Source organism: Rhizobium sp. WYCCWR 11152, from assembly GCF_013087615.1.
Classification (GTDB): Bacteria; Pseudomonadota; Alphaproteobacteria; order Rhizobiales; family Rhizobiaceae; genus Rhizobium; species Rhizobium indicum.
Map to the genome: position 1 here is coordinate 961111 of NZ_JABFCP010000008.1, position 26782 is coordinate 987892.

General features: G+C 60.0%; 39 protein-coding genes. 8 read left to right on the forward strand and 31 right to left on the reverse strand.

Translation table 11 applies throughout. The features are described 5' to 3' along the window. Position 1: 1 nt before the first annotated feature. The 5 genes from G9X67_RS14600 to G9X67_RS14620 are packed head-to-tail and all read right to left on the reverse strand — an operon-like array spanning position 2 to position 4883. Complete coding sequence (locus G9X67_RS14600; protein ID WP_171598963.1) at positions 2–2893, reverse strand: phage tail tip lysozyme; 2892 nt, start codon at positions 2891–2893, stop codon at positions 2–4. Positions 2894–2896: 3 nt separating this feature from the next. Next, positions 2897–3184, reverse strand: coding sequence for a hypothetical protein (locus tag G9X67_RS14605; protein ID WP_171598964.1), 288 nt, complete (start codon positions 3182–3184; stop codon positions 2897–2899). A 59-nt stretch (positions 3185–3243) separates the two neighbouring features. Next, positions 3244–3657 (reverse strand): hypothetical protein, encoded by a 414-nt coding sequence (locus G9X67_RS14610; RefSeq protein ID WP_171598965.1) that lies wholly within the window; start codon positions 3655–3657, stop codon positions 3244–3246. Beyond that, a complete protein-coding gene (locus G9X67_RS14615; RefSeq protein WP_171598966.1) occupies positions 3657–4394 on the reverse strand; it encodes a hypothetical protein in 738 nt (245 codons plus the stop codon). The genes G9X67_RS14610 and G9X67_RS14615 overlap by 1 nt, the downstream gene beginning before the upstream one ends. A gap of 57 nt (positions 4395–4451) precedes the next feature. After that, positions 4452–4883 (reverse strand): phage tail terminator-like protein, encoded by a 432-nt coding sequence (locus G9X67_RS14620; RefSeq protein ID WP_171598967.1) that lies wholly within the window; start codon positions 4881–4883, stop codon positions 4452–4454. A 17-nt stretch (positions 4884–4900) separates the two neighbouring features. On the opposite strand from G9X67_RS14620, the gene G9X67_RS14625 reads away from it, so the two are divergent. Beyond that, on the forward strand, positions 4901–5104 hold the full coding sequence (locus G9X67_RS14625; protein WP_171598968.1) for a hypothetical protein: 204 nt from the start codon (positions 4901–4903) through the stop codon (positions 5102–5104). Here G9X67_RS14625 and G9X67_RS14630 read toward each other — a convergent pair. From G9X67_RS14630 to G9X67_RS14640, 3 genes are read right to left on the reverse strand one after another with little or no spacing between them, the layout of a single operon-like run. Further along, a complete protein-coding gene (locus tag G9X67_RS14630) occupies positions 5058–5534 on the reverse strand; it encodes a hypothetical protein (protein WP_171598969.1) in 477 nt (158 codons plus the stop codon). The two genes, G9X67_RS14625 and G9X67_RS14630, sit on opposite strands and share 47 nt — an antisense overlap. Further along, positions 5534–6586, reverse strand: coding sequence for a phage minor head protein (locus G9X67_RS14635; RefSeq protein WP_171598970.1), 1053 nt, complete (start codon positions 6584–6586; stop codon positions 5534–5536). The genes G9X67_RS14630 and G9X67_RS14635 overlap by 1 nt, the downstream gene beginning before the upstream one ends. Beyond that, the gene (locus G9X67_RS14640) at positions 6586–6753 is read right to left on the reverse strand and encodes a hypothetical protein (protein WP_171598971.1); all 168 of its coding nucleotides are present in this window, start codon (positions 6751–6753) and stop codon (positions 6586–6588) included. The genes G9X67_RS14635 and G9X67_RS14640 overlap by 1 nt, the downstream gene beginning before the upstream one ends. An 84-nt stretch (positions 6754–6837) precedes the next feature. On the opposite strand from G9X67_RS14640, the gene G9X67_RS14645 reads away from it, so the two are divergent. Then, on the forward strand, positions 6838–7314 hold the full coding sequence (locus tag G9X67_RS14645) for a hypothetical protein (protein WP_171598972.1): 477 nt from the start codon (positions 6838–6840) through the stop codon (positions 7312–7314). Here the strand turns inward: G9X67_RS14645 and G9X67_RS14650 are convergent. After that, positions 7311–7676, reverse strand: coding sequence for a hypothetical protein (locus tag G9X67_RS14650; protein ID WP_171598974.1), 366 nt, complete (start codon positions 7674–7676; stop codon positions 7311–7313). The two genes, G9X67_RS14645 and G9X67_RS14650, sit on opposite strands and share 4 nt — an antisense overlap. A 67-nt stretch (positions 7677–7743) precedes the next feature. On the opposite strand from G9X67_RS14650, the gene G9X67_RS14655 reads away from it, so the two are divergent. Beyond that, on the forward strand, positions 7744–8127 hold the full coding sequence (locus tag G9X67_RS14655) for a hypothetical protein (RefSeq protein ID WP_171598975.1): 384 nt from the start codon (positions 7744–7746) through the stop codon (positions 8125–8127). Between the two features lie 4 nt (positions 8128–8131). On the opposite strand, the gene G9X67_RS14660 is transcribed toward G9X67_RS14655, so the two are convergent. The 6 genes from G9X67_RS14660 to G9X67_RS34730 all read right to left on the reverse strand — a co-directional run bounded on the left by G9X67_RS14660 (position 8132) and on the right by G9X67_RS34730 (position 13123). Beyond that, complete coding sequence (locus G9X67_RS14660) at positions 8132–8626, reverse strand: DnaT-like ssDNA-binding protein (RefSeq protein WP_171598977.1); 495 nt, start codon at positions 8624–8626, stop codon at positions 8132–8134. A 5-nt stretch (positions 8627–8631) separates the two neighbouring features. Continuing rightward, a complete protein-coding gene (locus G9X67_RS14665; RefSeq protein ID WP_171598978.1) occupies positions 8632–8994 on the reverse strand; it encodes a hypothetical protein in 363 nt (120 codons plus the stop codon). A gap of 68 nt (positions 8995–9062) precedes the next feature. Next, positions 9063–10073 (reverse strand): DUF2184 domain-containing protein, encoded by a 1011-nt coding sequence (locus tag G9X67_RS14670; protein WP_130679781.1) that lies wholly within the window; start codon positions 10071–10073, stop codon positions 9063–9065. Positions 10074–10085: 12 nt separating this feature from the next. Further along, a complete protein-coding gene (locus tag G9X67_RS14675; protein ID WP_171598979.1) occupies positions 10086–10553 on the reverse strand; it encodes a hypothetical protein in 468 nt (155 codons plus the stop codon). A 3-nt stretch (positions 10554–10556) separates the two neighbouring features. Then, positions 10557–11699, reverse strand: a complete 1143-nt coding sequence (locus tag G9X67_RS14680) for a DUF2213 domain-containing protein (RefSeq protein ID WP_171598980.1) — start codon at positions 11697–11699, stop codon at positions 10557–10559. 20 nt (positions 11700–11719) lie between these two features. Next, entirely contained in the window at positions 11720–13123 is a 1404-nt protein-coding gene (locus G9X67_RS34730) for a hypothetical protein (RefSeq protein WP_210258856.1), read from the reverse strand. Positions 13124–13212: 89 nt separating this feature from the next. Between G9X67_RS34730 and G9X67_RS14690 the strand changes: the two genes are divergently transcribed. Beyond that, positions 13213–14079: a putative phage abortive infection protein gene (locus tag G9X67_RS14690; RefSeq protein WP_171598981.1), complete on the forward strand. Its 867-nt coding sequence runs from the start codon at positions 13213–13215 to the stop codon at positions 14077–14079. 95 nt (positions 14080–14174) lie between these two features. Next, entirely contained in the window at positions 14175–14777 is a 603-nt protein-coding gene (locus G9X67_RS14695; RefSeq protein ID WP_171598982.1) for a hypothetical protein, read from the forward strand. A 120-nt stretch (positions 14778–14897) separates the two neighbouring features. On the opposite strand, the gene G9X67_RS35425 is transcribed toward G9X67_RS14695, so the two are convergent. From G9X67_RS35425 to G9X67_RS14715, 4 genes are read right to left on the reverse strand one after another with little or no spacing between them, the layout of a single operon-like run. Next, complete coding sequence (locus G9X67_RS35425) at positions 14898–15410, reverse strand: hypothetical protein (protein ID WP_171598983.1); 513 nt, start codon at positions 15408–15410, stop codon at positions 14898–14900. Then, positions 15346–16785 carry a phage portal protein gene (locus G9X67_RS14705; protein WP_246705402.1) on the reverse strand — a complete coding sequence of 480 codons (1440 nt, stop codon included), beginning with the start codon at positions 16783–16785 and terminating at the stop codon, positions 15346–15348. Before G9X67_RS14705 ends, G9X67_RS35425 begins: the two co-directional genes overlap by 65 nt. Before the next feature lie 9 nt (positions 16786–16794). Next, the gene (terL, locus tag G9X67_RS14710; RefSeq protein WP_171598984.1) at positions 16795–18183 is read right to left on the reverse strand and encodes a phage terminase large subunit; all 1389 of its coding nucleotides are present in this window, start codon (positions 18181–18183) and stop codon (positions 16795–16797) included. Continuing rightward, entirely contained in the window at positions 18170–18634 is a 465-nt protein-coding gene (locus tag G9X67_RS14715; protein ID WP_171598985.1) for a DUF2280 domain-containing protein, read from the reverse strand. The genes terL and G9X67_RS14715 overlap by 14 nt, the downstream gene beginning before the upstream one ends. Before the next feature lie 39 nt (positions 18635–18673). Here G9X67_RS14715 and G9X67_RS14720 point away from each other — a divergent pair, with 39 nt between their 5' ends. Next, positions 18674–18922: a hypothetical protein gene (locus tag G9X67_RS14720; protein ID WP_171598986.1), complete on the forward strand. Its 249-nt coding sequence runs from the start codon at positions 18674–18676 to the stop codon at positions 18920–18922. On the opposite strand, the gene G9X67_RS14725 is transcribed toward G9X67_RS14720, so the two are convergent. Beyond that, positions 18919–19527 carry a putative metallopeptidase gene (locus G9X67_RS14725; RefSeq protein WP_171598987.1) on the reverse strand — a complete coding sequence of 203 codons (609 nt, stop codon included), beginning with the start codon at positions 19525–19527 and terminating at the stop codon, positions 18919–18921. The genes G9X67_RS14720 and G9X67_RS14725 overlap by 4 nt on opposite strands. A gap of 89 nt (positions 19528–19616) precedes the next feature. On the opposite strand from G9X67_RS14725, the gene G9X67_RS14730 reads away from it, so the two are divergent. Beyond that, the gene (locus G9X67_RS14730) at positions 19617–19832 is read left to right on the forward strand and encodes a hypothetical protein (RefSeq protein WP_171598988.1); all 216 of its coding nucleotides are present in this window, start codon (positions 19617–19619) and stop codon (positions 19830–19832) included. A gap of 58 nt (positions 19833–19890) precedes the next feature. Here the strand turns inward: G9X67_RS14730 and G9X67_RS35290 are convergent, their stop codons facing one another. Together G9X67_RS35290 and G9X67_RS35000 are read right to left on the reverse strand one after the other, a co-directional pair. Then, on the reverse strand, positions 19891–20016 hold the full coding sequence (locus G9X67_RS35290; protein WP_281412507.1) for a hypothetical protein: 126 nt from the start codon (positions 20014–20016) through the stop codon (positions 19891–19893). Between the two features lie 517 nt (positions 20017–20533). Next, positions 20534–20851, reverse strand: a complete 318-nt coding sequence (locus tag G9X67_RS35000) for a hypothetical protein (RefSeq protein WP_246705404.1) — start codon at positions 20849–20851, stop codon at positions 20534–20536. 384 nt (positions 20852–21235) lie between these two features. On the opposite strand from G9X67_RS35000, the gene G9X67_RS14740 reads away from it, so the two are divergent. Next, complete coding sequence (locus tag G9X67_RS14740; RefSeq protein WP_171598989.1) at positions 21236–21487, forward strand: helix-turn-helix transcriptional regulator; 252 nt, start codon at positions 21236–21238, stop codon at positions 21485–21487. Between the two features lie 142 nt (positions 21488–21629). Here G9X67_RS14740 and G9X67_RS14745 read toward each other — a convergent pair whose 3' ends face one another. Genes G9X67_RS14745 through G9X67_RS14785 form a run of 9 tightly spaced genes read right to left on the reverse strand, consistent with a single transcriptional unit; the run spans position 21630 to position 26752 of the window. After that, positions 21630–22319, reverse strand: a complete 690-nt coding sequence (locus G9X67_RS14745; protein ID WP_246705405.1) for a transcription termination/antitermination NusG family protein — start codon at positions 22317–22319, stop codon at positions 21630–21632. Positions 22320–22361: 42 nt separating this feature from the next. After that, entirely contained in the window at positions 22362–22700 is a 339-nt protein-coding gene (locus tag G9X67_RS14750; RefSeq protein WP_171598991.1) for a hypothetical protein, read from the reverse strand. Beyond that, positions 22697–23161: a hypothetical protein gene (locus tag G9X67_RS14755; protein WP_171598992.1), complete on the reverse strand. Its 465-nt coding sequence runs from the start codon at positions 23159–23161 to the stop codon at positions 22697–22699. Before G9X67_RS14755 ends, G9X67_RS14750 begins: the two co-directional genes overlap by 4 nt. Beyond that, on the reverse strand, positions 23161–23457 hold the full coding sequence (locus G9X67_RS14760) for a GcrA family cell cycle regulator (protein WP_171598993.1): 297 nt from the start codon (positions 23455–23457) through the stop codon (positions 23161–23163). Before G9X67_RS14760 ends, G9X67_RS14755 begins: the two co-directional genes overlap by 1 nt. Next, entirely contained in the window at positions 23454–24224 is a 771-nt protein-coding gene (locus G9X67_RS35005; RefSeq protein ID WP_246705406.1) for a hypothetical protein, read from the reverse strand. Before G9X67_RS35005 ends, G9X67_RS14760 begins: the two co-directional genes overlap by 4 nt. Then, the gene (locus tag G9X67_RS14770; RefSeq protein WP_171598994.1) at positions 24221–24652 is read right to left on the reverse strand and encodes a RusA family crossover junction endodeoxyribonuclease; all 432 of its coding nucleotides are present in this window, start codon (positions 24650–24652) and stop codon (positions 24221–24223) included. Before G9X67_RS14770 ends, G9X67_RS35005 begins: the two co-directional genes overlap by 4 nt. Then, on the reverse strand, positions 24649–24804 hold the full coding sequence (locus G9X67_RS14775) for a hypothetical protein (RefSeq protein ID WP_171598995.1): 156 nt from the start codon (positions 24802–24804) through the stop codon (positions 24649–24651). The genes G9X67_RS14770 and G9X67_RS14775 overlap by 4 nt, the downstream gene beginning before the upstream one ends. Beyond that, positions 24801–25379, reverse strand: a complete 579-nt coding sequence (locus G9X67_RS14780; protein ID WP_348649117.1) for an MT-A70 family methyltransferase — start codon at positions 25377–25379, stop codon at positions 24801–24803. Before G9X67_RS14780 ends, G9X67_RS14775 begins: the two co-directional genes overlap by 4 nt. Then, a complete protein-coding gene (locus G9X67_RS14785) occupies positions 25376–26752 on the reverse strand; it encodes a DUF4942 domain-containing protein (protein ID WP_171598996.1) in 1377 nt (458 codons plus the stop codon). Before G9X67_RS14785 ends, G9X67_RS14780 begins: the two co-directional genes overlap by 4 nt. Between the last annotated feature and the right edge of the window lie 30 nt (positions 26753–26782).

Below are 26782 nucleotides of genomic sequence, written 5' to 3' on the forward strand. Positions count from 1 at the left end.
GTCAGCCCTTCCGAGTATTGAATTTCTTCTGCGTGTTTCCGAAGCCGCCGCGCGCCTGGTCGACCTTGTCCTGATAGAGCGCTTCCTGTGCGCCCTGCCTGGCAAGTTCGCGGACGTGCTCGTCGCCGCTCCCGCCCTGGACATATACATTCAGATGCGGGCGCTGGCGGGGCGCGCTGTCGTTGTCGCCCATCATCTGGGCGCTGCGGTTGGTGTTGAAGACCTGCGAGCCCTGAGGCAGGTTTACGAGTTCTGGGCCGCGCTCGCCGACGATAGCAAGACCACCCGGAGCATAGTTCGTGCCGTCTGCGAACAGGCCCGGTTTGAGGAGGCCGGCTTTCGCCTGCGCAAACTGGCCGCCGCCGAACAAGCTGCCCAGCCAAGAGAACGGGCCACCGCCACCGCTGGCCCCCGGCGCCGAGGAAGCACCAGGTGCGGCAAGGGTGCTGCCCAGAGAGTTGAGCCCGGTGCCGAATTTGCCCAGGCCCTCGGTGGCAGTGCCAGCCGTTCCGCCGAACTTTGCCAGGGCCTCCTCAGCGCCGTTGAGGCGGCCGACAAAGTTATACGAACCTTCTGGGTTGCCCCAGGAGAACCCTTGAGGACGCTCGAAGCCCGCGAATGCTGCTGTGGCGCTACGGACGTCCGGCGCATTCCTTAGGGCATTCCAGGACCGGCTTTCCGGCCCCATCAATTCGGAGTAGGCAAACTGATGCTGGGAAAGCTCATTGCCCAGGTTGCCGCGGCCACCGATCGCCTTCAACAGCGAGGGCGACCGATCGTTCCATTGATACAGGCCAAGAGCGTCGCCGCCATCGCCTACAGCGCTCGGATTGAAGGCGCTCTCTGCTTTGATGTTGCCGAGGATGCCGGCGACCTGATGATCTGCCAGGCCCTTCGACTTCCAGAAATTCCACGCCAAGTTGGCCCCGGAACCGGAAATCGAGCCTGCCCCGGATGCCGACCGATTGTCGCTCGCGGCGCCGCCAAGTGCCGACGTCACGGCGCTGCCAATACCGGTCGTGGCCGAACCGCCGCTCTTGCCTCCGGTGATCATGCCGGCGAACAGGTTACCGATACCGTCGAAGAACTTCTCCCAAAGCTTCGACGCCTCGTTGGTCAGCGCGGACTCGAAGCCCTTGAGGAACGCCTTGCCGATGTCGTGGCTTCCGGAAACCAATTCACTGGCGAAGGCATCACCGAAGCCCTTGGCAAGATCCTTCGCCTGCTGGCCGCGCAACTGCTGACGGATAGCCTGAGCCTCCGGCGAGTTAAGATCCTCATTGAAGCCATACCGGCTGAGGGTGCCCGCCACCTGCTGGTCCATGGCGCTGCGCTCGGCCTGGCGCTGCTGAAAGCCGATATCGAGCCAGAAGTCAGCCTTGGCCTCCTGCGCGCGTCGATATGCCTTCTCGAGGTCGTCAACCTTCTCCGTCTGCTCCTCTATCTCAAAGAAGTTCGGACGCTGCCCAGGAACGGGAACATTCGTCAGCCGCCCATCGCCATTGAGGATGGTGGCGGCGTCCGGCGCCTCTGAAAGGTCGTTCGGCCGCTGGGCTGGCATCGGTCCAATGTCGGGAAGCGGGAATTGTGTCCCCAGGATTGTCCCGTCGGCGCCGAACTGATCATTGCGGCCGTAGCTGCGCCAGGTGCGAGGGTCGTTCATGCGCGACTGCGCGAGCGCTGCGGCCTCGCCAGTCTTCCCTATGCTGTCGGCGGCGGTCAGCGCTGACTTCGAGATCTGCTCAAAGACCTTCGCGAAATCGTCGAGCGCCGGGATATGGTTTTCTTTGATCGCTGCGGTCAATGCGGTCTGCACCGCATTGACTTCGGAGGAGCTGAGTTTCCCCTTGTCGGCGGCCTCGGCAAAGGCGGTAAACGCATTCTCAAGCTGCAAGACCGTGCCGGACTCCGTACCGGCTTGACGCAGTTGCGAGGAAAGATCGGCCAGGCCGATCTTTGCGTTGTCCAACCCGCTCCGGACATCCTTCAGCGTCTTCTCGCTGAGAAGCCCTACCCCAGCCTGAAGTTCGGATGCCTCCTTGGCCCGAATGAGTTCGTCCGCATACTGTTTCAGGGAGGGGACGGCATCGCCCCAGCGATCCGCAAGGCCGGTGATCAACTCTGCCTGCTCGCGCAGGGCAGTGTTCATTCCATCCGAGCCTTCCTTGCTGGCGCTGAAATACTGGACAAGGGCCGCGACACCAGCCGTCAGTCCGATGGTCACAAGCGATATAGGGCTGATCATGGAGCCGAAAGCGGCTGCCAGTCCTGCAACTGGGCGCTCCATGCTCCCTATCACCGATGCCAGCTGCGTTCCCTGCTGCAGGCCGATCATGAGCGGGTTCATGCCCATTGCCGCGGTCACGGCGATATCCTGGAACTGATATCCTGCGTTGATGCCGGCGGCGCGCTGTGAACCGCTGGCGGCGTTGTTGCTATTTGCAGCCTTCACGGCGGCGCCGGCGGACGCCGCGGAGGTCCGAAGCTTCTCGTATGCCATCCGCTCGCGATCGAGCGCCTGCGTCATCTGCTGGGCATTGATGACGCCAAGCTTGTGTGCTCGGTCGATCTCGCTGACAGCTGCCTCGTAGGTGCGGGTCGCCTGCGCCAGAGGCTGAAATTTCATCGTCAGGCGCTCGACTTCCATTCGGAAGGCGCGGACGTGGTCATCCTGGTCCGCCAAGGACTTTGCCATCCGCTCCATTGGCGGAGCGGCTTTGCTCGCTCCCTCTCCGGCGCGAGACAAAGAACCGCTGAGGCTGGCGGCTTCAGCTTCGAGCTTATCCGCCGCCTGCTGTGTGCGCGCGGCAGCAGCCGTGAGCCGGTCGAGATCAGCGGCGGCAGACGAAGCCTGCGAGCTATCGATCTTGAAGCCAAGCGTTGCGTCGGTCATTGGCTACTTCCGTTTGGTGGGAAAAATGGCATCGAAAAGCCTGCTGGTGAGCGGGCGCTCCGAAACCTTCTGCTCGGGTGCGTCCCTATCGACGGCCTTCTGCGCCATCACCTCGCGCCGCTTGAGATCCATGGCGACGATCGCGTCAAGCTGCCATTGGAGGAGCACCACGCCACGAAGGCGTGACCACTCTCCGATGGCCGGAAATCCAATGGCGTTAGCTCCGAAGCCATTGCCGGTGCGCTGGCAGTCGAGTTCGCGGAACCAATACCAGACCTGCTCGCCTGCCACCGGTACCGCGATTTTCCTTCCCTCATGCTGATCGACGATGAGGCCGCAAAGCTTCTCGATCAGCCTTTGGTAAAAGAGCTGCGGCGAACCGCCTTTATCTCGACCTGCTCACGGATGATCCGGAACTTGGAATACAGGTTCCGCACGTTCTCTTCCGTGAACGGGATGACCTGGCCGCCGATCTTGGGATTTGGCGTCCAGTGCGTCGTTGCTTTCGCCAGGATGGCGATCATTCGGGCATCGCCGTCGTCGGCCGCCGGCTCGAGGCTGGACCGGTCGGCAGCAGCTTTGGCGAACTCGGCGGTGACATCCCGCATCGCCTTCTGCATTCGATCGCTGTCGGGGCCGACAATGCCGACCTTGAGGCCGATCGGCTTGCCCTGCTCGTTGAGGAGATCGACCTCGATGCCCTGCTCCTGCGACTGGATGAGGGATTCGAGGCCGGAAAGGTCGACGAAGTCTTCGGACGCCATCAAGCACCGCCGATCGGGGCCACGGTGATGACCGGGCTATTGATTTCGACATTCCCCTGCAGGAGGCGTGCCGTATTCGCGCCGCCGCCGTTCTCCTGCGCCGTCATGACGATGGCATAAAAGTATTTGACGGTCCCGGAAGGGACGGTCGTGGCGGTGTGAACGCCCGACTGCGTGCCGGTCGCCGCGATGGCCGAGCCTCCGGGTGTCGCGGCGACGCTGAATGCGTCGGTCGTCGGGTTGACGACATAGTAAGTTGTGCCCGCGGTGAGGCCCGTCGGGAGCGCGCCGGTGGTGCTGAACTTGATTGCAGTACCCGCAGCAAGACCGTGCGCTGTCCACGAGATGACGCCGGGGCTGGCGATCGTCATCGTGACGACAGAAAGCTTCGGCGGCGGAGCATCATCGAAGGCGATCTTGAACGGATAGTTGAAGTCCGTGTTCTCGGCCGCGATCATTGCGATCTGGCCCGGATCGTTGGGCAGGATGATGAAATTGTTCTGCATCGAGCCGGCGTTGCGAGTGCCCTTGGCCTTCAGTGTCCGGCCGGATGAGATCACGTCCTCGGAGATGAGCGTCGCGGCGTCGCCGATAGCGCCCATCGTCTGCCAGCCTTTGATTTCCGTGAAGGAAACCGAAGCGAAATCGGTGGCATCGATGTCGGCATCATCGGGGACGACAGTGATGGCCGGGCCGATATGAATCTTCGCGCCCGCCACAGGGTAGAGCTGAGGCATGATGGTTTCCTTTATGTCTGATCGCGCACTTGCCTAAGGTGCATGGAGGCAGGCCAATCAGGCCGGAACTTGAGGTTGGCAATTCCACCGTGTGGTCACGGGGATGTTGTGGTGCGTCTCGCCGGTGACGAGGACGCCGATTTCCGGATCCTCATCGATGCGGACTTGGGTATCGACCCGCAGGAGCTTCGTGCCGCGGCGAAGATGCTCGCGAAGCTGGCCGGCGAGATTGTAACCATCGACGATCGCCGACCCTTTCGGCCACATGACGTTGGTGCGCATGAAGCCTTGCCTGATCGGGTCCATCTCAAGCGACAGGTCCGTCTCGATCGAGCGGTTGAAGTGGACTTCGACGCTGACGAACTTGCTTTGAGCCGTCGGCGTGAACGTCACGCCAGGCAGGACGATCGAAACCCCTGCGGGCGGCGTAAACTCCTGGCACCTGACAAGCAGCGCCTGGTAGATTTTCATTTCCACCGTATCGGCCATTCTGCTACCTCTGGCCCATGGCCGATAATCACCCGCTCAGCGACGAGGAAGTCTATGACCTGATCCATCAGGCGCTGATGCTGTTGAGCAAGAAGACGGTGCGCACACAGAATGCCCATTCGGTGCTCAGCGCCGCGGTCGCCAATCTGGAAGTCCTTCAAAAGGCACTGATCATCATGACCGAGGGACGGGACCCGCTTCGAACCGACCGCGAACCTTAGTTTCAGCTTGGGCGACGATCTGCGGCCAGCGCTGCGCGACTGCGTCGACGAAGCCATATCCGACCTGATTGTAAGTCCTGCCGAGCGAGTCCGTGCCGACGAAGCCGTAATTCATGCGGGCGGCATAGGCGGCCTGGAAGCCGAGGTAGATCGAGCTGCCGAGTTCGGCGCCGGCGATAATCATCTCGATCCCGCTATCCGAGAAGGTCGTCTTTCCCTCTTGTATTCTTGGCATGTCCGACGTCGAGGCCATCAAAGAGCGGCGAAGATTGCCGGTCTTGAGCGGCATCCGTCCGCCTTCAGCCACAGGCGTCCGAACCTCGTTGGCGACTTCCTGCGCAGCGGTCTGAAAAACCGCCTCACTTCGCTCCATCTCCGACTTCGCCCATTCCGATACCTGGGCTGCGAACGAAAGGTTCTCGGTGGCCATCAGTGGCCTCGCGAGCGGGCATAGGCTTCGGCAAAGTCGAAATTATACTCGACGTCGCAACGGCAGCCGACGACCTCGGAAGCGCCGGCGCCGAGAGACGTGTCGCCGGGATAACGCAGCAGCGCGCCGCTCGGAGAATGGAAAGCGAGATCCATGCCCCTCACCTCTTGACCGTTCAGGACCTCGTGCGTGTGGCGGACCTTCCGGTCGCCGGCCGATCGCCACTTGCGAGTAACGAGCGTGGCATCCCTGCCCGACTTCGACAGCGCCTGATGAAAGGCCTCATGCTTCGACGACATGACCGCAGTGACGGTCTCAGTTCTGGCGATCGTCTCGCCTCGCAGGCGCAGGTTCCGGTCTCTAAGGCGCATGAGCACCTTATCGAGCGTTTCCTTGTCCAGCGGCTTGCCGGCGGCGATGGCTCGCTGCACGGCCCTGTCGAGGCGCTTGTCGCGCGTCTTGAGCGTCAGATACTTCCGCATAAGCGCCGGGTCGCCCGACAGCAGGTTGATGCGAGCGCGCTCGATAAGCTCTGCCTGCGGCTCGTTTAGGCCGATGATGCCGCCTTCGCGCTTGCCGGTGGTCGCCGACTTCCGGCCCACCAGATCGAGGGCGATCTTGTTCGGTCCGGCTCCCTGAGAATAGGCTTCGACGATGGTCTGCCGAGCCGCCGCAACTGTCTGCTCGCTGATGTTGGTGATCATCGTCGACGACAGATTGCGGATGTTTGCCTCTGCGCCCTGATTGCTCATGTCCCAGCGGAAGACGATGCGGGTGCCCAGTGGATCGAACAAGCGGGGCATGTTCTGCGAGGTCCGCAGGCCGCCGGCATCGTATGCCTGTCTCAGGGCCTCAGAGAGCGGACGGAATGCGGCGGGATCGATGTGCAGGGCTTGGATCGCCCCTTCGATGTCTCGTCGCTCCAGACGCACAATGACCTCTCTCAGCACGATCTCGGACTTGATGTCGTCGATCGCCTCACGGAAGGCCTTCTCCATGTTCGGGGAAAGCGTGTCGATCAGATCAGAGAGTTGCTGGCGAAGGGTGGCCATTATTCAGCGTCAGCGCCCTTGCCGGACTTCTTCTGAGCGGGAGCCTCTTCCTTGATGATCTGCCCGAGGCCGAGGGCTTCGAGAGAGTCCGCCTCGCGCTGCGGGATGTCGAGTATCGCACCCGGCTTGCGGGCCTTGTAGGTCTTGAGCAAGAGAACTTTCGTCATCGGGCAATCCCTCCTAATCAGATTGTATTAATTGACCTACTACTCGCCTGTTGGTTTAGTCGACCCGAAAGAGGGGGCGATAAAATGGTAGGGAACTATGCGCGCGTGTGCCTATATCTTGGCGTCGTAGGTCTGAGCGGCTGTACGACACCAAATGAGGTCGCGAAACCTACCGATATCACGCTTGAAAAGGCCATATTCGATGTCGCAGATAGTCTAAATCACCTGCAACTGCGAACAGCCAATCGCGCCAAGGTCGGGCTGATCGTCGATGAAGCAACAGTCACGTTCAACGTTGCTGCGACGGCCGATAACGCTGCTACCGGAGGCGCGACCCTTGAAGCGCTACCGGTGAGTGCAGGCGGAAAAGCTGGGCTCTCTATTTCAAACACGCTTACGAACAATGCGACCCGAGGCAATACCATCACGGTTACATTCAAGAATATGGCGACGGCAGACTATTCGAAGGGGGGATTCGACTTAGTAACCTGGTGCAAAAAGCAACCAGAGCCCAAGCCACTCATATGCAAGCCCCACATGACTACCGTTCCCGGCGGCTAGGACGAAATCCTTCCCTGCACGATGAAGACGACGTTGGTCACGCCGTCGTAGTTGTTCGGATCGGCGGCAATGACGTGATAGTCCACGCCGCCGGCCGTCACGACGTCACCCACGTGGGGCACGATCGCGAGGCCGACCGATGAGATGTAAATCTGGCGGTCTGCCGTGGTGATGACCGTGCCGTTGATATACCGCTGATCGTACGTCATCGGCACGAGCTTGGCCGTGTACGAGGTTTCGACCGGATCGCCGCCCGTGACAGGGTCGGGAGGCGTGATGCGCTCTATCGTACCGATTTGGCCGAAGTTCGAGATGAGGCGTTCTGCGGTCTGTTGCAGGCGCGCGTAGAGGGGACTAGGCATCTCCAATCCTTGCGAACTCTTCGAAGTTGTGTTTCCATTTACGGCTAGCTCACTGAGGCGATCGCTAATGGCCCAAACCCAAGAAGCACAAGGGCGACGATTCAAGATGACTTGGCTTGCCTTCCTGTCCCTTATCGGGATGGTTGGACTGTCAACTTTGCTGTTTGCGCTTTGGGGCGAGAAATATGTGGACTTAGATAGCGATCCCCACACTGAATATCTTGCGCCGCCGTGGACCGAAGGAAATTTCTTCCTCGATCGGTTTCCCGTAATAGTTGGTCTGCCATTTGCTGCAGCTTTTTCGCTATTTTTGGTCGTCTTCCTTCGCCAAACTACTGGTCCAATTGAGGCCAAAGTGGCGGGCTTTGAATTTAAAGGGCAATCTGGACCGGTTGTGCTCTGGATCCTTTGTTTCTTAGCGATCGCGGCTTCGATTAAAATCCTGTGGTGACCGCCTACACCACCAGTATCCCCGGCAGGATCGGACAGAGGAACGGCCAGAGCAGCCCCTCAATGACCGTCACGACCGGCGTAGCGAGAGCGACGATTTCCGCGAAATCCGTCGACGACGAGGCCGCGTATTCCACCTCAAGCTGCCCGACCTTCTCGCGCTTCACCGTCGAGGAGCCGGTCACCACCGGCGACAGGCTGCCGGGATTGGTCAGTTCGAGGAATGCGGCCTCATATGAAGCATTCTCGATCGCCACCGGGACAACGTCAGAGGGAATGGCCTCGCCGTAGTAGGTTGATGCACCGGTTCGCGGCCATGCACGCTCTTGAGCAAATCCGCCGGTGCGCGTGCCCGAGAAGAAGCGCTCATAGCGATCGATAACCAGGGATCCGCGTTGACGGGCGGCGGTTATGGCAGCCGCGTCCGATCCCTCCGGGACGACATAACCAGCTGCTGCCCAATAAGCAGAAGCGGCCTCATTGGTGCCATATCCAGCCACGGGGCTTACTCCGCCAACTTCGCGTCGATCTTGGCCTGAAGCTCATCGGCATCCCAGCCGTGATAGGGCCGCTTCCCGATCACCTCGAGATAATCCGCTCGTAGCTTGGTCAATTCATCGCTGTCCTCGGATGGCTTCGACCCGCCCTTCTTGCCGTTTTCGTCATGGTCAATCGGGTCAGGATTCGACGGGGCATCCATGACCTGCACGGCCATGCTGGCTTCGAGAATTTGCAGATAGTCGCCGGTGAATTCTCCCGGTTCTTCCTTCGTCGGACGGGTGACCTCGCCGAACGCAGGCAAACGGGCGAACCCAGCTGTGGTTTCCAGATCGTAGGGGCTGGCAGTGAGGTTCTTTACGGTGACCATATGCAATTCCTCGCGATTGAGAGTTGCGAGCGGCACGAATGCCGCCCGCTTCGCCTTGGTAGGCTGTCTTATGCCGGCGGCTGAGAAATGCCGTCGAGATAGCGAATGGCCGTGGTGGTCAGCATTTCCACGCCACCTGTCCGGAAGATGCCCGGCACCTGCCAATTCAGCGGGCCGTCCTGGTAGACCGGCAAGAAGCGATGCGGCATCGGAAGATGCAGCTTCACGAACTCCTGATCGTTTTTGTAGACGACCATACGGCCGGTGCCGGTGACGCCGCCGGTGGTGGCAGCAGTGCCCAGTTCGCGAACCGTGCGGATCGTGAGCGGACGGCCAGTCGTCAGCGTGTAGATATTGGTGCGCTGGACGAAGGAGAGGATCGTTTCCATCGTCGTCGCGCTGTAGGGCGTGGCGGCGATGTAGTTGTAGGCCTCGACAGGCAGGAAGATGCTGTCGGCAAGCTCGACCTGGTAGGTAGCAAGGTTGATGCCCTGCAGACCGATATTGATGTCACGGACGATCTGGGCCGGGGTTTTGAGGCCGACGCCGGCAGAGTTGACCCAGAAGGTTACAGAGCCCGTTCCATCGGCGGGGACGGCCGCGGTAATGACATTCGGGTAGTTTATCAGGCCGCCATAGCCCTTTTCGGCGCTCCCGACGAGGGTAAGGTCGTACATGAACTTGGTATAGGCCAGACGTGCCGCCCGGGCGCGCCGGTCAGGCAGAGTGCCGCCAACGCGGATCGCAGCGTTCACTTCCGAGATATTGTACTGATAGCCGATGGCTGCCAGCTGGAAGGTCTTGAGCTGCTGATCCTGGTTGACGTCGGCAAGGGGGATATCCTTCGCCGCGCCGGAGATCCAGTTCGCCGCACCGCTCATATCCGAGAGGTACGTCATGATGCCTGGTGCCCAAGGATCGCCCTGGGTGTCGACATAGATCAGGCGAGAGAAATCCCAATCGGGATAACGCGTCTCGTAGATCGTCTGGTTGATGCGGTAGGCCTGCGCCGTAACGAACGCGAGCGCCTGGGTGGCGTCCGCGATCATCGGGCCGCCGTTGTGTCCGATTCCATACATTGATTGCGCTCCTTATGCCGAGACGGACGGAACAGGGCGGCGATAGCGAAGCTTGCCGACTGCACCCGAAGATCCGGCTTCATCGAACTGAGCGCCGGGGATGGTGAGGACGGTCCCCGATGCTGCTGCACCGGTCCAGACCTTGTTGGTGATGTCGAAGCGGGCTTGGGAGCCCTTCGTCACGTTGGCGCCGAGCAGGACACCGATCACGCCGCTTTCGCAAATCGGAACGTTGTCATATTGGGCGTAGCCGTCGCCGGGGCGCGGCAGGGTCGGATCAGCCTCGGTGACACCAAGAATGTTCTGACCGGTTGCCGACAGAGGCACGCAGGTATGGGCCCCGGTGCCTGCGACCGCGGGCTGGCCGAAGCCGAGAGCCGTGACACCTTCCAGGGAGCGAGTGACGGTGTTCCACTCTTCCATGTTGACGCGACGGCCGACGGCATAGGCTGCGAGTGTGTTGCTGTAGGAAATAGGCATGACTTAAGCCTCCTTGCGCCAGGCGTTGAGGTCGTCGATGCTCTTGCCCCAAGCGTCTTCCGCCTTGGTCGCGGCATCGCCGACGTTGTGCAGACCTTCCGACACCACGCGGGCGAAGGGATCGGCCGTCTTCACGTCCTTGGCTATCGCCTTGAACATGCCGGTGATTTCCGCGTCGGAGGCATCCTTGATCATCTCGTCGCCGAGCTTGGCCTTGACCGCGGCGCGGCGCAGATCGCTGTCGGAGACGCCGGACACTTCGATCTTGCTGTCGATGGCCTTGATCGTGGTGACCAGGGCGGCGCGATCGGCAACCAGCTTGTCGAGATCAGCCGGCTTGGGAGCCGCGTCCTTCAGCTTCTGGTTTTCGGCCTTGAGAGTGCCGATTTCCTCGTCCTTGGCGGCGATGGCTGCCTTGTGCGTGGTTTCGGCGTCGGAGAACTTGGCCGCCGAGGACTGAAGGTCCTTCATCAGCTTTTCAATGGCCGCTGCGCCTGCATCGGTCGTTTCGACCTGCAAGCCATCGACCAGCATTTTACGCAGAGTGTCAGCCATGGGGCTTGTCCTTTCGTCTGCTGTCTGGAGGTTGACGGGACTGGCGCCCCACTTATCCGCACCGTCACCGATGCGAAGCTCTGCCCCGCCGCGCGCCTGATCGACGATCGCAACGTGGTTCATCTTGAAATCCGACATGATGGCATCGAAGGTTTCGCCTGTGGGTGTGACGCCGTCGGCGATAGTGATCTCGGCGCTGTAGCCCATGGAGAGCTCGCGCTTGCCGTCTTCCACCGCCTTGATGGCCTTGGCATCGCGCAGCATCATCGGGACACGGACGAACTCGCCATCGCGCAGCACGTCGTCGCCGACCTCGCCGACGGCCAAATCCTTCCAGGTATCGGCCGATACGCCGTTCTTCGGATGGTTGATGGTCACCGGCACGCCGGCATAGCTGGCGATGGCGTCCTTCTTGAACACCTCGCTTTCGGGCCGATAGACGCGCACGGTGGCCTTGTCGTTCATCCCGACCTCGGAGCCGAGGTAAAGCTGAACATTGCCTCCACGGGCGACCTTGGCAGAAACGACGCCGTAACCATCCGCCGTCCGACGGATTGCTCCGTCGAGCGTCAGCTTATCGGTGAATTGCATGGCGTTATCTCCTGCCGCCCTTAAACCAGTGAGACGTAACCTGGGGGCCGGTAATACGGGTCGAGCATCGGTGCCATGGCGGCAGCGAACGGTGTTGCCATCGCGATATGATCGGCGCTGCGTGGATGGATGCCGTCGGTATAGAGCGCCGTGTCGCCCTGGTAAGGCCTGAGGTCGATGTAGACGTCGCAATAGCCATCAGCGCCGGCGCCGAGCCAGTTGTTGTAATCGTTCTTGACGGTGTTCTGGGCGCCTGTGAATGGTCCACGATTTAGGCAGGCGAGACCGATCATCAGTACAGGAAGGCCATATGGGCCGATCGTCGTTTTGACCCTTGTGGCAATCTCTATGAAATCAGCCTTGACCTGCGCGAGTGTGTGGTTGGCGTTGATGTCGTTGGTGATGCACTGCATGATGACGAAGGTGAGCAACTCAAGGCCCTGCTGCTGCAGCGGCGCCAGTGTCGGTGTCTGAAGCTGCATCTTGTTGGCGTCCACGCCCTGGAACTGCCAAGGGATGACTTCGCCATTGACGTTCTGCAAGCCGCGCTTGATGAAGCCGCCGGTCGTGGAGGTGTTGGTATCGTTGAGATATTGGCCGATGCTGTCGCCGACGACCTTGCCGCAAGCCATCGGGATATCCGGGATACCGGTGATCAGGTAGGGCCAGACAACGTTGCCGCCACCCGAGCCTGAATTGTTCATTGCCCCGTTGCCGGCTATCTGGTTGCCGCCAACAGTACGAAAACCCTGCGATGCAGGAGCGTTCATGTTGACGCCGTTAATCTGCCCGGTCGTCGGGTCAACGACAGTGCGAACGCCTCTGACAAATATCCGGCTATTGGCAGCAGCAACCGCAGTGGGGATCGTATCCGTCTCGATCAGGCCACCAGCGACAAGGTCTTTCGTTGCTGCGCCACCGTCATAGGTCGCGACATAGGTTGTTGAGCCAATCTCAAGCGCCCGTCGCCAGGTGCTCGTTGCCACCGGGGTTGATAGTTCCGTCCCGGCGCCCGGGTTGACGCGAAACTGCACGTCCTGAATTCGGATATTGCGACAGTTGGCACGGCCGACATCGTGGCCGACACGCATCTGGTTAACTGTATAAGAGCCGCCGGAATTCATGGTGATCGGGGCAAGATTGGGAACGGATGTAAAGCTCGCGATAAGTTGGCGTTGCGTTGGGGCTGGAACACCGCCGCTGATCGGAAGCGTATCCACCCACTGCCCCGCGCTATTCTGCGCTGCCTTGCCAACGACGACCCGAACCGGGACGCCCAAAGGGTCCTCAGTAACCGGGATCGGCGTTACCGGCCGGCCGGCAGCATCCGTCTCGCCTGCCACCGCATTGCGCACGGGTATTGCGTCGACGGGATTGCCGGCGCTGTCAGTCGCAACGACTGAAGTGACGGTTTTGACAAGCATCAGGTTTCCTTCCGGCGCAGCGCCGCGGCCGTTCCAGCGTCAGTGAAATTCATGATAAGGAAGATCCGAGAGGCTTGGGGTATTCGACGATGGGCGATAAATTCGTGTGGCGCGCTGGTGCTGCAGTGTTCTTTTTGTGGCTGGTATGGGCGCTCCACCCGCTTCTTGCGAAGAGGATGCTTATCGAGGTAGATCCGGCGACAGCTGGTCAGTGGGGCGATGCATTTGGCGCTCTTAACGCTTTGTTTTCTGCACTCGCATTCGTCGCCGTTCTTTTTACTCTGAAGCAGCAGAGAGACGATCTTGCCAAGCAACAAGAGCAGATTGATGCAGCCCAGCGGGATCAACACCGCCAGCGCTTTGAGAGCTCGTTCTTCCAACTCCTCAGGATGATCCGCGAGGGCAGAGAGCAAGTTTTATTCCGCCACTCGAAGTCTTATAGGCTCATGAATCCCGGGACCCAACCCCCTCTTTATTCAGGGCATCAGGCATTTCGTGCTGCTCACCAAGAAATGGCATTTTGGATTCGCCGAGAGCAGTCAGCGGGACGAGAAGTCACGCGCGACACTCTAGCTAAGATCTACGCGGAACGAATTCATAGTCGGCACGAGAGTACGTTTGGAGCGTATTATCGGCTGGTATACGGCGCATTTGATCGCACTCGGGCAGACAAACATCTTAACTCGGATGAGAAAGATGACTTCGGGAACTTAATCCGAAGCCAGTTCACAAGTTTCGAAGCAGCAATCGCTGGCTGTAATGCGCTGAATGGATTTGCCAAAGATTTCGATGAAATCATCATTCGTTTCCGGCTGCTCAAGTATGCGCGACGTGGACCTGTCTATGACGAATTGCAAAGGCACTATCCCAGGCTAGCGTTCCTTGGCCGCGATGAGGCCGAGGAGCCTGTCCCAGATTTGGAAGCCGAGGAAGAGGCCGATCATGACGAGGCGTAACTGGCGTCACCACTTGCCATCGCGCTTCCAGCGTTGGTTGCAGAATTTTTGAATTGCATTATGGATCGCTCCAGAAGGCGATAAGGAGAAGACCTATGCCGAGGACGATCGAAGATCTTAGGAAAGCCGTTTCTGAGCAACGCCGGGCTATCCGCGCATCATGTACTAGTTTCGATAGTGGGGAGAAATGGGAGGCACGGCGGCTAGCAACCGCGATCATCAATCTGTTTCATGACAAAGGCCGGACCCAAAGCCTCCTAAATCAGCTGGGCCTGAAAGAGGACATGTTGCTGCTGTCGACCTCCCAGCCAAATCCGCCTGGAAATTTGATTGCGTGGTCGCCGCTCCTAGTCATGCAGTGGGGTGCTGGCGTCCATTATCAACCTCTGTTGGGGCAAATGCCTTCACGCGCCCGCTTCATTCAGTTCGATGAATGGTGGAATGAATCCGTTTACGAGGATGGCGAACTTAAACTTACTAGATCTGTTCTGCTGCGCACGATCAGAGATCAGGACGGCGGGTCACACTACGATCCAGATCTCTCGGATGAGGCCTATAAATTGATGAAGGGTGGAGCTGGCTGGTACTTTCAAGGGGAAAATGGGGCTGAATACCCGATGGAAGATGCTGAGCTCACGACGGCCAGGCAGATTGCTTACGAAGTTGAGATGTCACTTGATCGCATCGGACTTGTTTGAGAGTAGGTGGCCTCCAGTCTTGATAGACGCGCCGATTTCGCTTATATTTCGTTCAGCCGCCCATCGTTTCGGACGTTTAAGCTCTGGACTGCTTGCAGGTGCATTGAGCAGGGCGGCAACTCACCTTTTCCACATTGTCACCAGATCGAGCCTGCGCTTCTTGCGTCGGATTTCCGCGATGTAGTGATATTCGTCGCCATCGACGCGAGAGACTATCTCGACGCGCAGAGGCCCGAAGGCGCGTTGCTTGACGGGATGATATGTTCCCGCCCTTACAATCGCGGGCAGTTTGGCGAAATCATCCGCCCCGATTGCCTTCTGGCCTCTGGCTTTTTCGATCTTGGCATTTCCGTGCTGGCTGATGACGTGTGCCATCGCCTGGTTGCTAGCGGCATGTTTGAAGCCTCGGACTTCCTCGCCGACCAGCTTCGACAATTCAGCAGGCCTTCGCACCGAGGCGAACACGACATGATTGACAGTGTTCTGGCCAGCCTTCCCCGCAGCTTCTCTTAGAAGCGCGCCGGTGCTGACAAACTGCCCATTGCCGCCCCGCGGGTGCTTGGACGGATCAAATCGCCTTCCTGCTCCGCCCCTTGCCTTTCGCTTCTTCGCGTCCACAAAAGCTGGCGTCACCGACTGGTGCACCTCTCTGTGGCTGCTCTGTCGCTGCGGCTGCGGCTGTGACCTCCTCTTCCGACGGCTCTTGCTCCTCGATGGTGCCGTATTCTTCAATCGCGGCGTCAAGACCCGGCAGAACGCCATCCTCGACCAAGCGGTTGGTCAGCGCCTTCGAAATGGCCTCGCGGGTGATGATCTCCTGCCCCGTTCCGGTGCCGACGAGCTGGCGCGCGGCGTCGGCCGTGGTCTTGAAGATGTCGGCCCGCTCCTTCTCGCTCATCTGCTCGAGCGGAGCCCATCGATAGTGGACGTCCGGATCTTTCACGTCGGCCGATCGCTCAATGCACTCATCCAGGCGGCGCATCGCCGGCTGAAACTCCAGTTCCTGCATCGACTGGATGCGGTCATGATAGTTCTTCATGTCGCTGGTGCCGGTCGAGTTCATGCCGGCCGGCGACTGGCCGAGCAGGCGAGTGACCGGGATGTCGGCGGCACCCGAGACGATCTGCATGAAAGCCATGAGGATATCGGTGAGGCCGCCGAGCGCCGCGCTCTTGCTCTCGTATTCCTCTTCCTTGTCGAGGAGCAGCGTGCCGTTGATCCCCTTCGACATGTTGGCGAGGGTGTAGCGCTCAAGGATCTTCGAACGGTACGTCTCGTTGCTGAGGCTCGCCATGAAGTCGGGGATGCGGATGATGTCGATCTTCGCCTCGAACACAAGGGAAGCGATGTTGCCCGCCGTGCTGTCAGCGTTCTTGATGGCATTGAGTGTAGCTTGCAGGACGCTGTCGCCCCAGCCCTGCCATGGATTGCCGGTGATTTCGTCGTCCGCTGGCATGGCGCCAGTGAAGCGCACCAAGCGCGACGGGTGGATATCGACCTGCAGTCCGTTGGCGCCGCTCAATTTGTAAAAGCTGGGCTGCCCGTACCACTCCGATTCCGGGTTACGGTCGATCTCGCCTGCCGACAACTGCCGGCGCGTCATGACGTTCAGATAGCGAATGCCGCCCTTGCCGATGCGTTCTACGTCAAGTGGCTGCATCGGATCAGCATCGCTGGTCCCGATATAGACCGCAGCGCCGCCGAACAGCCGTCCTTTCTTGGCGGCTTCGAGGATGCGACCCTTGACGTTGAGGCGCCTCTCCTCTTCCTCGATCGCCTCGATCTGAGGCTTCTTCGCCTGCCAGTCGCGCCACTTGCGGCATGCATCGAGCGCCGGGATATCGACGATCTTCCGCGGCAGCCATGCCGTGCTGTAGGCTGCAATCAGCTGCTCATCCGGCATGACGGTGTGAGCATAGAACGTGGTTGCCGCCTTATCGCGGTCCGTGCCCATCCTGGAGACAAGGCTGGTCAAGCTGTCGCGCACGAATGCAATGACGTTGGACATTCTTGTTCCTTAGATGTTCGCCAGCGTGAACGTGCTTGCGCTCAGGAGCGCATTGAAGGCGCGGCTCGTGCTGTCCGCGTCGTCGTCGTGCTTCGCTTCCGGGAAGCCTTCCAGGGAGCTAAACCATGCTTCGTTCCATGGCCCACGAAGGACCAGGACGTTGCCCGCTTCCGCCTGCGCCGAGAACGGGCTGAACCGCGTGATCTTGTCGCCCGATTCCGGTGTAGCCCTCACATTGAAGCCCGTGAGCATCTTCGTCAGGTTGGTGACCTGCGATTTACCCGCCTGCCCCGGATCCTGAGGTAGCGATATCTGCGTTTCGATCCCGTCGGCGTCGGCCGTGTTCTTGATCAGCCGCTCGACGCCGGATGGCGACAGGAAGCCCGACACATGATGACCGACGATGTAGCGCCCATCCGGAAGCTTGCCGATCTTCGTGCCTGCCGTGGCGTCTGGATCGTTCCCTTCGGTCTTCGGCGTGGACGCCAAGTCCCAGCCGCGCATCCACCGGACACCGGCGGGTACCGCATCGACGACCTGGCACCAACCACGCTGAAACAGCAGACCAGCAGCGGGCCGGATCTTCCAGTTGCCGCCGAGCAGGCGTTCCCGCTCGACGGTCGGCTGTGCCATCAGGTTGGCGAGATAGCCGGGATCGGCCGCCATCAGCATAGCGTTGTCGCTGAGCTTGGCCGGGATGAACGTTACCGACTTCGGCGGGATAGGCTCGCCGGTCAGCGGATTGACGTGATGCTCAAGCTCCCGCGGGCTGCTCGCCCATATGATCGTGTCACCGATGCGGATGAACCAGCGAAGGACGCCGGCGCGCTCCTGAATGGCAAACCCGGTCTCCGGATCAATCCACCAGGATATGAATTCGGCAACCCAGCTATCCGCATCAGGATTGCAGGTTGCCCGAACATATGGCCGAACGCCGCACATGGAGCGGTTTCGGCTAAGCATGTACCAGAACTGCTTTGCGCTGAAATGCGTCAGCTCGTCGAAGCAGATCAGCGGGATCTGAGATCCCTGCCAGTTGTAGATCGTCTTCTCGTGTTCAAGGTGAGCAAACGAGACGCCCGCCCCTGACGGGAACGTCCAGCTCAGGTCCGGCGCCGATCGCGGTGACGCGCTCAGGTGCGGATAGAGTTTTTCGCTTTCGTCCCAGAGACCGCCTTCGTTTCTGACCTGTGTCAGGTTGCGCCGGAAGAATACCGCGCCGAAGGCTGGATTACTTACATGCCGCAGCGGCTCCATGAGGAGCGCCCAGGTCTTGCCGCCGCCAGCTGCACCGCCATAGATGGCGATATCGGCCGGCGAGGATAGGAATGTCGTCTGTGGCCCCGGCTGCGGCCGGATGATTGTCTGGGCTGCCGCGCCCGCCTCAACTCCTGCCATTGTCGGGCAACTGGAAGATCGTCACCGGCGAGACTGGTACCGGCAAGTCCTTTCCGTCCTTACCTGTCAGCTCGCGCCGATTGGTGTAGCTGCCGCCGACCTCTTCCGCCGCCTGCTTGAGCAGCGAGGATGCCAGCACCATGTTGCCTTGCGTCTCAGCCTTGTCGGCCATGCGTTGAAGAGCTCGGAGACGAACGGCCCGGTGGCTGATGGCGATCGTGGCCGTGTCTTCGAGGAACGTCTTGCGGGTTTCCTCGAAGATCACTCTCCATTTGGGAGCCAGGCCAGAAGCTGCCTTCTTGTTTGGATCGTGGCTCTCCACCAATTGGCGGCTTACCTCGACGCCGAACTCCTTCTTGACTGCGGAGGCGACTATCGACGGGCTGTCAAAACACGCCAGCGCCTGCACGATGTAGGTTTTAACCTCATCTGTTAGCTTTGCTTTAGCCATTAGTGCGTCAAATTCCGGTCAAACGTTAGGAGGTGCCGTTTGGCTGCAATATTCGTTCAAGCCGTGGCTGATTTTGGCGTCTTCTCCGGTACCCGAGAAAACCGGCGCTTGTCGCAGCGCGAAAAGCTGGAAGAGGCTATTCTCAACATGGCTACAGCTCTTGGCGAAAGCCAAGTCGAAAGGGCCTCATGCCAATCAGGGATGATCTACCGCGTTCGACCTGATAGTTTTCAGAGCGCATCGAACACTATCGTTTCGCTTTCAAGGCGGCTGATGCCAAAGATTTAAGCGACACGCAACTGGCATGTCCCACACACATGGCCGATGCTGGCCTTGGATATCTCTGGTGGCCGGTTTGCCGCATCGACGAGGGCGCGGACACCAGCGGCATCAGCCCCATAGCGGCGGACGACGCCGACGAACTCCTCGACGTCGTGTCCCCTTAGGCCGAATGCTGGACTGCCATCGCGGCGGAACTTCGGGGCGCCGAATAGATCGCGCTCTTGTCCTGCGTGGTAGAGCTCATGCTCGACGAGGGCGCAGAACTCGGCATCTGAGCATACGGACGCATAATGGGCATCGAAGGTCAGTAGGAAATCGGGCACCGCGCCGAACCACTGCTGCAGCTGCAATTCGATCCTGGCCCGCGACCACTTGCCGGCCGGCGGTAAACCCATCTCGCATTGACCGATGATCCTGCGGCCAGCCCTGCCATTGGGGACGTTTGTCCAGAGGGCGCCGATCGATGCGAAGCGAAGATGAGCATGATCCTCATTCAGGAGGTCGGCGATCTCATCGATGAAGGACGATCGAGCCCACTCGATTAGTTCGTGCGCCGGCTCGAAGCGAATGCCAGTGTCTTCGATGATGTCCTCCGGAGGCAATGGGCGCATGATTCAGGCTTGCCTTATTTCCGGTTGCGGGCGAACTTCTCATGCCGTGCATTTTTTTGACTGGCATGGGTTAACCCTGAGAGGACAGCATGAAACTAGTAGGCTTTGACTTAGTCTTTCCGGAAGGCGAGAAAGTATATATCAACCCCGCCAACGTCGTCGCCATCGTGAACGTCAATACGAACCCGCCTTACACGAACATTCAGGTAACCGTCCCGAACTCCGGTGGCCACCCTTTCGCCTTCTCGGTAAAGCAGTCGGTCGAGCAAGCCGCAAACTGGATTGACCTAGCCATGGAGCGCTAGAGAAGAAAGGGAGGCCGGGTTAGCGGCCAAGGCCTCCCGCATTTCCCACGCTGAATTATCACAGCGCCCTCCACAGATCCGGCCCTGGCGGCTGGTAGGTGACACAGCCGACGAGGGTCGCGGCGAACGAAGCCACCGCGACAACTACGGCGAGGATGATGAGTGCCCTATAGGTCTTCGACATGGGCGCCCCTCTCCTTCGATCATGTCGTTGGGCGGCATGGGGCCGGGTTAAGGCCAGAACATCCATATCATCGCGAGCACAACGCACACGCAAATGACAAGCAGCATGCCGCGCTCAGTCTTACCGCTCATCTCGGCCACCACCCTGGCAGAGATGCCAAACCGAACGTCAGCGCCACGAGAGCGAGGTAGACGCACCACGCGACAGCGTTGCGAACAAGACGAGGCAGGCGAGCCAGATGGCCTTGCAGGTGATGTGCAAGGCCTAGTCTTGGGCGAAAATCGTCTTCCCCCTCACCTTCGCCTCGTCCATCGTCGTGTGTGCCAGCCATTCGAGCAGACCTAGCCACATATTACCCGTGACCACTGCGACGCCGGCGTCTCGAATGCCGGAGTGAGCGATCATGTGATAAACGCGCAGCGGGCCGGATTGTTTGGCATTGGTCCGGTACCGCCGGACTCGGGAACGAAAAAACCCCGCCATCTCTGACGGGGTTGTCGAAGGAAGCTAACACCGCTTAGCGGATGTAGAGCTGGAACACAGAACGCGGATAATAGAAGCCGTCGCTGTGGCGACGATAGCCCTTGCGGTAGTCCCGGTAACCGCGGTGACCGTTCCAGTAGCCGCGGCGATCGTGACGACGTTCGTAGCGGTCCCGGTGGTGCCGGTCGCGACGCCAGTCAGGACGGCGATCTTCACGGTACTGGGCCAATTCCACGTCGGACGTCACCTGTGGATGCAGCCCGACAAACGGGGCGGCCGAGGCCATGCCGAAGCTCGATGCTGCAATGACTACTGCAACTACAGCAGTACGGACGCGAGAAAAACTATTCATGGTTACGCCTTTCGATTTCCAATGTGGGCGACCATGCTCTTATGGGGATGAACGTTATCTGAACTTGCCATTCATCTTTACACCCGCCTCGGCGAACCGGGCGGGCTGCATTGGAAAGCCGCCCGAATCGCTCCGGACGGCTTAAAATAAACACGGTTTTCGTGCTTTTCCTATTGCACTTGGCACGGTTTTCGTGCATAACAATCTTACCGAAGCAATCCCGCTTCGGGAGGACTGGAGGCACCCATGAGCGTCAAGCTCAGCATCCAAGTCCGGTTTGGCAAGTGGAGACTGACAATCTCCATTAGCCGGTAACTGGGGGCCGGAGGGGTCTAGCCACCTCTCCGGTTCCCCAAGATATAGCAAACCTTGGAGAACCCTTCAATGACGCTCACCGTAGCAGACTACCGCAAGATGGCCGGCGTTACGCAGGCAGAAATGGCGGCGCAAATGCAGGTGCCGTTTCGCACCTATCAGGACATCGAGGCCGGCAAAGTGACATTCCGCCCGCTACATGAAACGGCGGCGGCCATGGCCCTTATCCGCATCGCGGCAGCACGCCAGGACACGAGCTTTCTGCCTGCCGGCATCAAGGCAACTCTGCGCCTGGCAGCCTCGGCCTTGCCTCCGGAGTAAGAACCGGCGAGCACTGGCATCGGAAATTTCTGGCAGCGTTCTTTTTGTGCGATTGGCGGTGATAACCAATCCGGGGCCCGGCGAGTATTCCCTCTTAGAGAGGTCCGCGATCAGAACAGCCCAAATCACCTTGGGCGTGATATTACGCAACACGATCTATGGTTTCAAGCCCCTCATATGCCTCCAACTGCTCCAATTGGAGCAGCATTCCCATGACTTTGCTCTGCATGTCCGATTTCATGCCCTTGATGGCGATCAACGCTTGATCCTTGAGGTTGATCCGGTTGCCCCTGCCCTTTGGCAAGATCTTGCGGAGATTGCCGCGCAGTTGCATCACCTGGCCGGCCGTCTCGGTTTGGATTCGGGTGATGCGCTCGCGGCGAAATTCCTGCCGGCGCGATAGCTCTTCGGCGGCGATTATGGAAAGATCGTCTCCGCTGAACCTGATCGGACCGAGTTCGGACCGGAGGAAGCACACCACGCCGTCGACGTCGCGCACCTTCTCGAAGGCCAGGTTTTCGAGGTTCACGAACGCATAGCCGACCAGCAGCGGAAGACGGCGCTGGATGACCTTCCGGGTTCGGTGGTGAATGCTCTCGTACCAATAGGCCGGCATATAGACGCTGACGCCCGCGTTGCGGAGATTGCGCTCGATTATGCTCTCTCCGACGCGACTGATCGGCGCGCCCTCGACATGGCGGGCCATCCGCTGGGTGCCCGGCGCAGCGCGGATCGCATACCAGTCGTTGCCGACCAGCCGCCGGCGGCGACGGGTAATCATCTCCCGGAACTCGGTGTCTTTGTCTCGAATCTGCTCTTCTGCTTCCGCCATTTTCATTTCCTCTGTTTCGAGCCGCCGCTCGGCTATAGAATCTCAATGTTCGTCGTCCGACGCCAACTGATCTCCGTTGAAGATGTGCAGCATCCCGCCATAGTCTTGGCCGGTCGCCTCGACGACGAAGCGGATGTTTCCGGTCTTGGTCGCGAAGATCGATACGATCTCTCCCGGGAAGCCGTACCCTCGCACTTTCCGAACAGGAGAACCGATTTGAAGGCGCTGAACGTCATAATGGCCGGTCGGTATACCCATCGCCGCTACCGCAGCTGCAGCGCATTCGCGACACACTTCCTTGAAGCCTTCCCCGCAGTCGTCCCACGACCTGTTGTCCAAGACGAAACCGATCGCCGCGGCGACATCCTCGACTTTGCTCATCGAGCCGCCTCCATGATCGCCTGCGCTGCCGCTGCGGCCTTCTTCGGATTGTGATATCCGCGCTGGAGCCGACGTGTGTATGCGCACGCGTCGCACATCGGCTCGCTACTTCCCGGATTGTTGCCGGCGACACAGGCCTTGATGTACCTGGCCTTGCGGGTTTCATAGGAACCGCAGACGCAGCGAACGACCCACTTCTGGCCGTTGCCGGTGATCTCGGCAGCTACACCCATCACCATCAGCCGGCCGAGCCTCGCTCCTGTCAAATCGACATAGTCAGGCCTCGACAGCTCGTTTTCGGTCGGGCGTCGGACGGCGAGCGGATCGGCGGAGTGGATCTTGGTGGCCTGGTTTGACGACCATTCAAAATGCTCTCCCCTCGCCGCCACCCGGCCGGCAACCTTGTCGCTCGGGTAAAGCGGAGCGACGGAATCAAAATCAATTTTCGCGAGCCGGGTCATCAGATCGCTGCTCCATCGATGAAGGCGACGCGGGGAAGCGTGACTTCGGCGCCGGTGAAAGTGACGCGGATCACCCGATCGGCGTGATGGATCCGCTGAGCCGGGGTCGCATCTTCAGGGAGCGATGTCCTGACCGATTGCCTCGCGGGGAACCTGTCACGATGCCGGCCGGCCATGTTGATCACGGTGTTTTTCGTCGAGCCGAGGCGTTCAGCGATTTCTCGCGCCGATATCCCTTCGGCCCAAAGCTTCTCCGCCCGGGCGATATTGTCATCTGTCCAGAAAAAGCTCGTCATCGGAAACTCCTTTCGGATCGTTTTTTTTCAGCTGCGAGGTAGTCCTCGCGGGATTGGAAATTCTGCAGGTGGGATAGGCCGCTTGTGCCCGGCCTCGGCGCCGGGGGCTTGTCGGGCGGCTTTGCCGGCTGGTCCTTCCAGCGATCTTCGGAGAGCCAAGTCGCCGGATTGCACCACTGGCGATCGTCGGTCTTGTCGGCATATGCCTTGGCACCGGCGATGATCTCGTCGACGGTGGCGCGGACTGCGGCTTTCGAGAAAGCTTTACGAGCCGCAGGCTCACCGACCTTGTTGGGATAGACTTCCCAGAATTGATCGAAATCGGGCGCGCGCACGTCTTCCGAACGAAGTGAGGACTGGCTTCTGGCTTCTGGCTTCTGGGCTTTATCATCCCCGTTAAGCTGGGGGTTAACCCCTGCCTTAAGAGTGGGATTACCACCCTTGCGACCGTTGGCCTTATCCTGTTCGGCTTTCTCGACGTCGCGCATCATGCGCCGGCTGAAGATCGTTCCGTCCGGCTCACGGCTGAAAACACCAGCCTCTTCAAGCTCTTGAAGCAATGCGGTTATATTCGAGCAACCTGCCAGGATCGCCATCTGCTTATCAGAGACGGGCTTTCCGTTTACCCTGAGCGTGCCACGCGGGGTAGCCTCGTGCATGACGCAGAGCATTTCGATCCAGAGCCCGCGCGCGGCGATCGAACACATCCGCAAGGAAGGATCAGCGCGCCAATCCGAAGGGAAGAATTTAAGCCAAGGCGCGCTCATCGGCACACCTCGACATCGATGACGGCGGCATGACCTTGAAGGTCATCAACCCACCGAGCGGTGACACATTCCGCCAAGCTGTCGTCCTGGACGATTCCGGCCTTCACCAGCGCATCGGAGATCGGTTTGATGATGTTGTCGATGTCTCTGGCGCGCTTCGAGCGCCAACGGCGCTGAGCAACGATCGACAGGCGATATGGGCCTTCGACCTTGCCGACGGCCTGAGACGTGATCTCCGAGACAGCCGCCTTCCGCCAGTCGGCATAGCCGTCGCTCTTGACGCTGATGACCTTGCCTTCCTTGATGAAGCTCTTTCGGAGCCCGTTCGCGGACGGCGGCATATGGGTGATGATGATCCGAGCCGACGAGACGGCTTTCGGCTCGACGAACTGCTCACGATATTGTTTGGCTGACATGCGCTCCGTCATGCGCGCCTCCGGCTGCGCTGGACGCGCTGCTGGTACCGGCGTTCCATCGCTTCGTTGATGAGGCGATCGGCCTCTGGTGGCGTGATGCCGAGGGCTTCGGCGATACGCTCAACGTCTGGGCCATGGAGGGCGTAGGCTTCGAGGAACGTCATGCTGCCTCCCCAAATTTTCCGGCTTCATCACCCCATGCAGTCCAGCCTTTCCGATCAGTGCGGCTGAATAGATCGAGGCGGCGCGCGTTTGGCATCAGACGCTCGGCTGCCGCGTATGCCTCCTCAGGCTTGCGAGAGTGATCACGGATAAGACCGGTGAACCCGGATCTAACATTCTTCGCCGTGCGCGGGCTGCCGCGCGTCCCGATCAGGAACGGCTCATTCGAGCCGCGGAGGATGTAGCCGGTACCGAAATGGATCTTGCCGTGTTTGGTCGTCTTCAACCAAGTGCCGGCGGTCTTAAACTCGAACCCCCATGCCGCCATGACCTGCAAAGCCTGCGGCAACATCGGGTTCACAGCCCAAAGCCAAAGCAGACAATCCGTCGACGCCAGATCGAGCACTGGCATGCCTTTTATCTCGTCAATCGACATGGTGCGATATTGAGCCTGCGGAGACTTGCTCTCCCCTGCTTCCGAGTACATCCGGTAGGTCCAAGCGGGATCTGCCATGATGAAGTCGAACGAGTGCGGCTGCAGGTCGCCAAAAGGCCAGAGATCAGAGAATAGCCTCACCAGACCTTCCTCCCGTTCTTCCACACCTTCAGCGTGATGGTGTTGACGTTCGTCCCGACGCTCGCGAAGGAATTCATAGGGTTGTCCGAGAAGACGCCGTTGAGCCCGGCGATGTGCTCGCGGAAGGCGACGGCCTTCCGGGTTTCGGCAAACTCGGTGTGGGCCGACATGATCGCGACCAGCAGACCGTCGTCCTTCAGAAACTTGAGGGCGTGCATGACGTGGTCGATATCGCGCTCGCGATCGAACGGCGGGTTCATGATGACGCGATCGTAAAGTCCGGTCGCAGACGGATTGATCGCCAGGAAGTCGGCGCAGATCACGCGGCCGTAGATGCCGGCTGCTTTCAGATCATTCGCGAGGTCTGGCTGGCATTCGATGCAGTCGACAACGATGCCTTCCCTCCGAGCCCGCTTGGAAAGCTGCCCTGTGCCAGCAGATGGCTCGAGAACGCGAAGAGTGCCCTCTCGGTGCAAGCTGGCGAGGTCGGTCGTGCGCTCTGCGAGGCTGTCGGGCGTGGGGAAGAAGCCGAAATTCTTCGCCATCTCCCTTTTAGGATCATGTAGGCCGCCGTCGTCCTCATGCTGGCGCTCTTCCGGGATTACCTCGCCGTAGTATTCTCCGATCATGCGGTTCGCCTTGGCGACCAGGTCGTCACGCTTGAACCATAGGTGCGCGTTCCCGTTCTTGAAGATTCGGACGGTATAGAATTCGCTATGCACTTCCGTCTGCCGAGCACCGCGACCATCGAGGCGGCGCGCGTTGTCCAACTCGCCAACGATTCCAGCGTAATCAGCGACAGGCTTTCGCCCATCGAGAATGAGGAAGGTGCGCTCAATGTCCTGCAAGGTGGACCGATGGTCGCGGTGATAGTTCCACCAGCCGTCGACGCCGAACATATTGTTGAGGATGACGCGGCTGCCGATCTTCCAGCCCGAGTGCGAGCGGAAGCGCCGATCGAGGTTCGAAAACATTTCCGCGATGCCGCGCCGGAAGATCATCCCAGCTTCAGCCGCGAAGTGCTCGATCGTGGCGTAGGCATTCTCCTCGGTGAACTCAGGAGCGTCGGTCATGAGCTGCTGCCGCAGATCGTCCTTCGCCTTCTTATCCATGAGGTGATTGAGTTCGGTCGAGTGAATGACCGAGTCCCAGACGCGCCCGTCGATGTAGTGACGGTCGGTCAAGTCCTTGACCTCTCTGGTTGAGAACAGGCCGGCGGCGAACGGCGCCGCAATCTTGAGCATCGCGGCAGCCTCGTCCATCTGCTGCTTGGCTTCCGCTTCTGCCGCCCTCGCCCGCTGGAAAGCGGAAAGGGCTGCGTCGCGGTGTCGGGCAATCTCGGCGATCGAAGCGCGGGTGATGAGCTGGTTCATGCCGCCGCCTCGCCCGGAACGGTTCTTGCA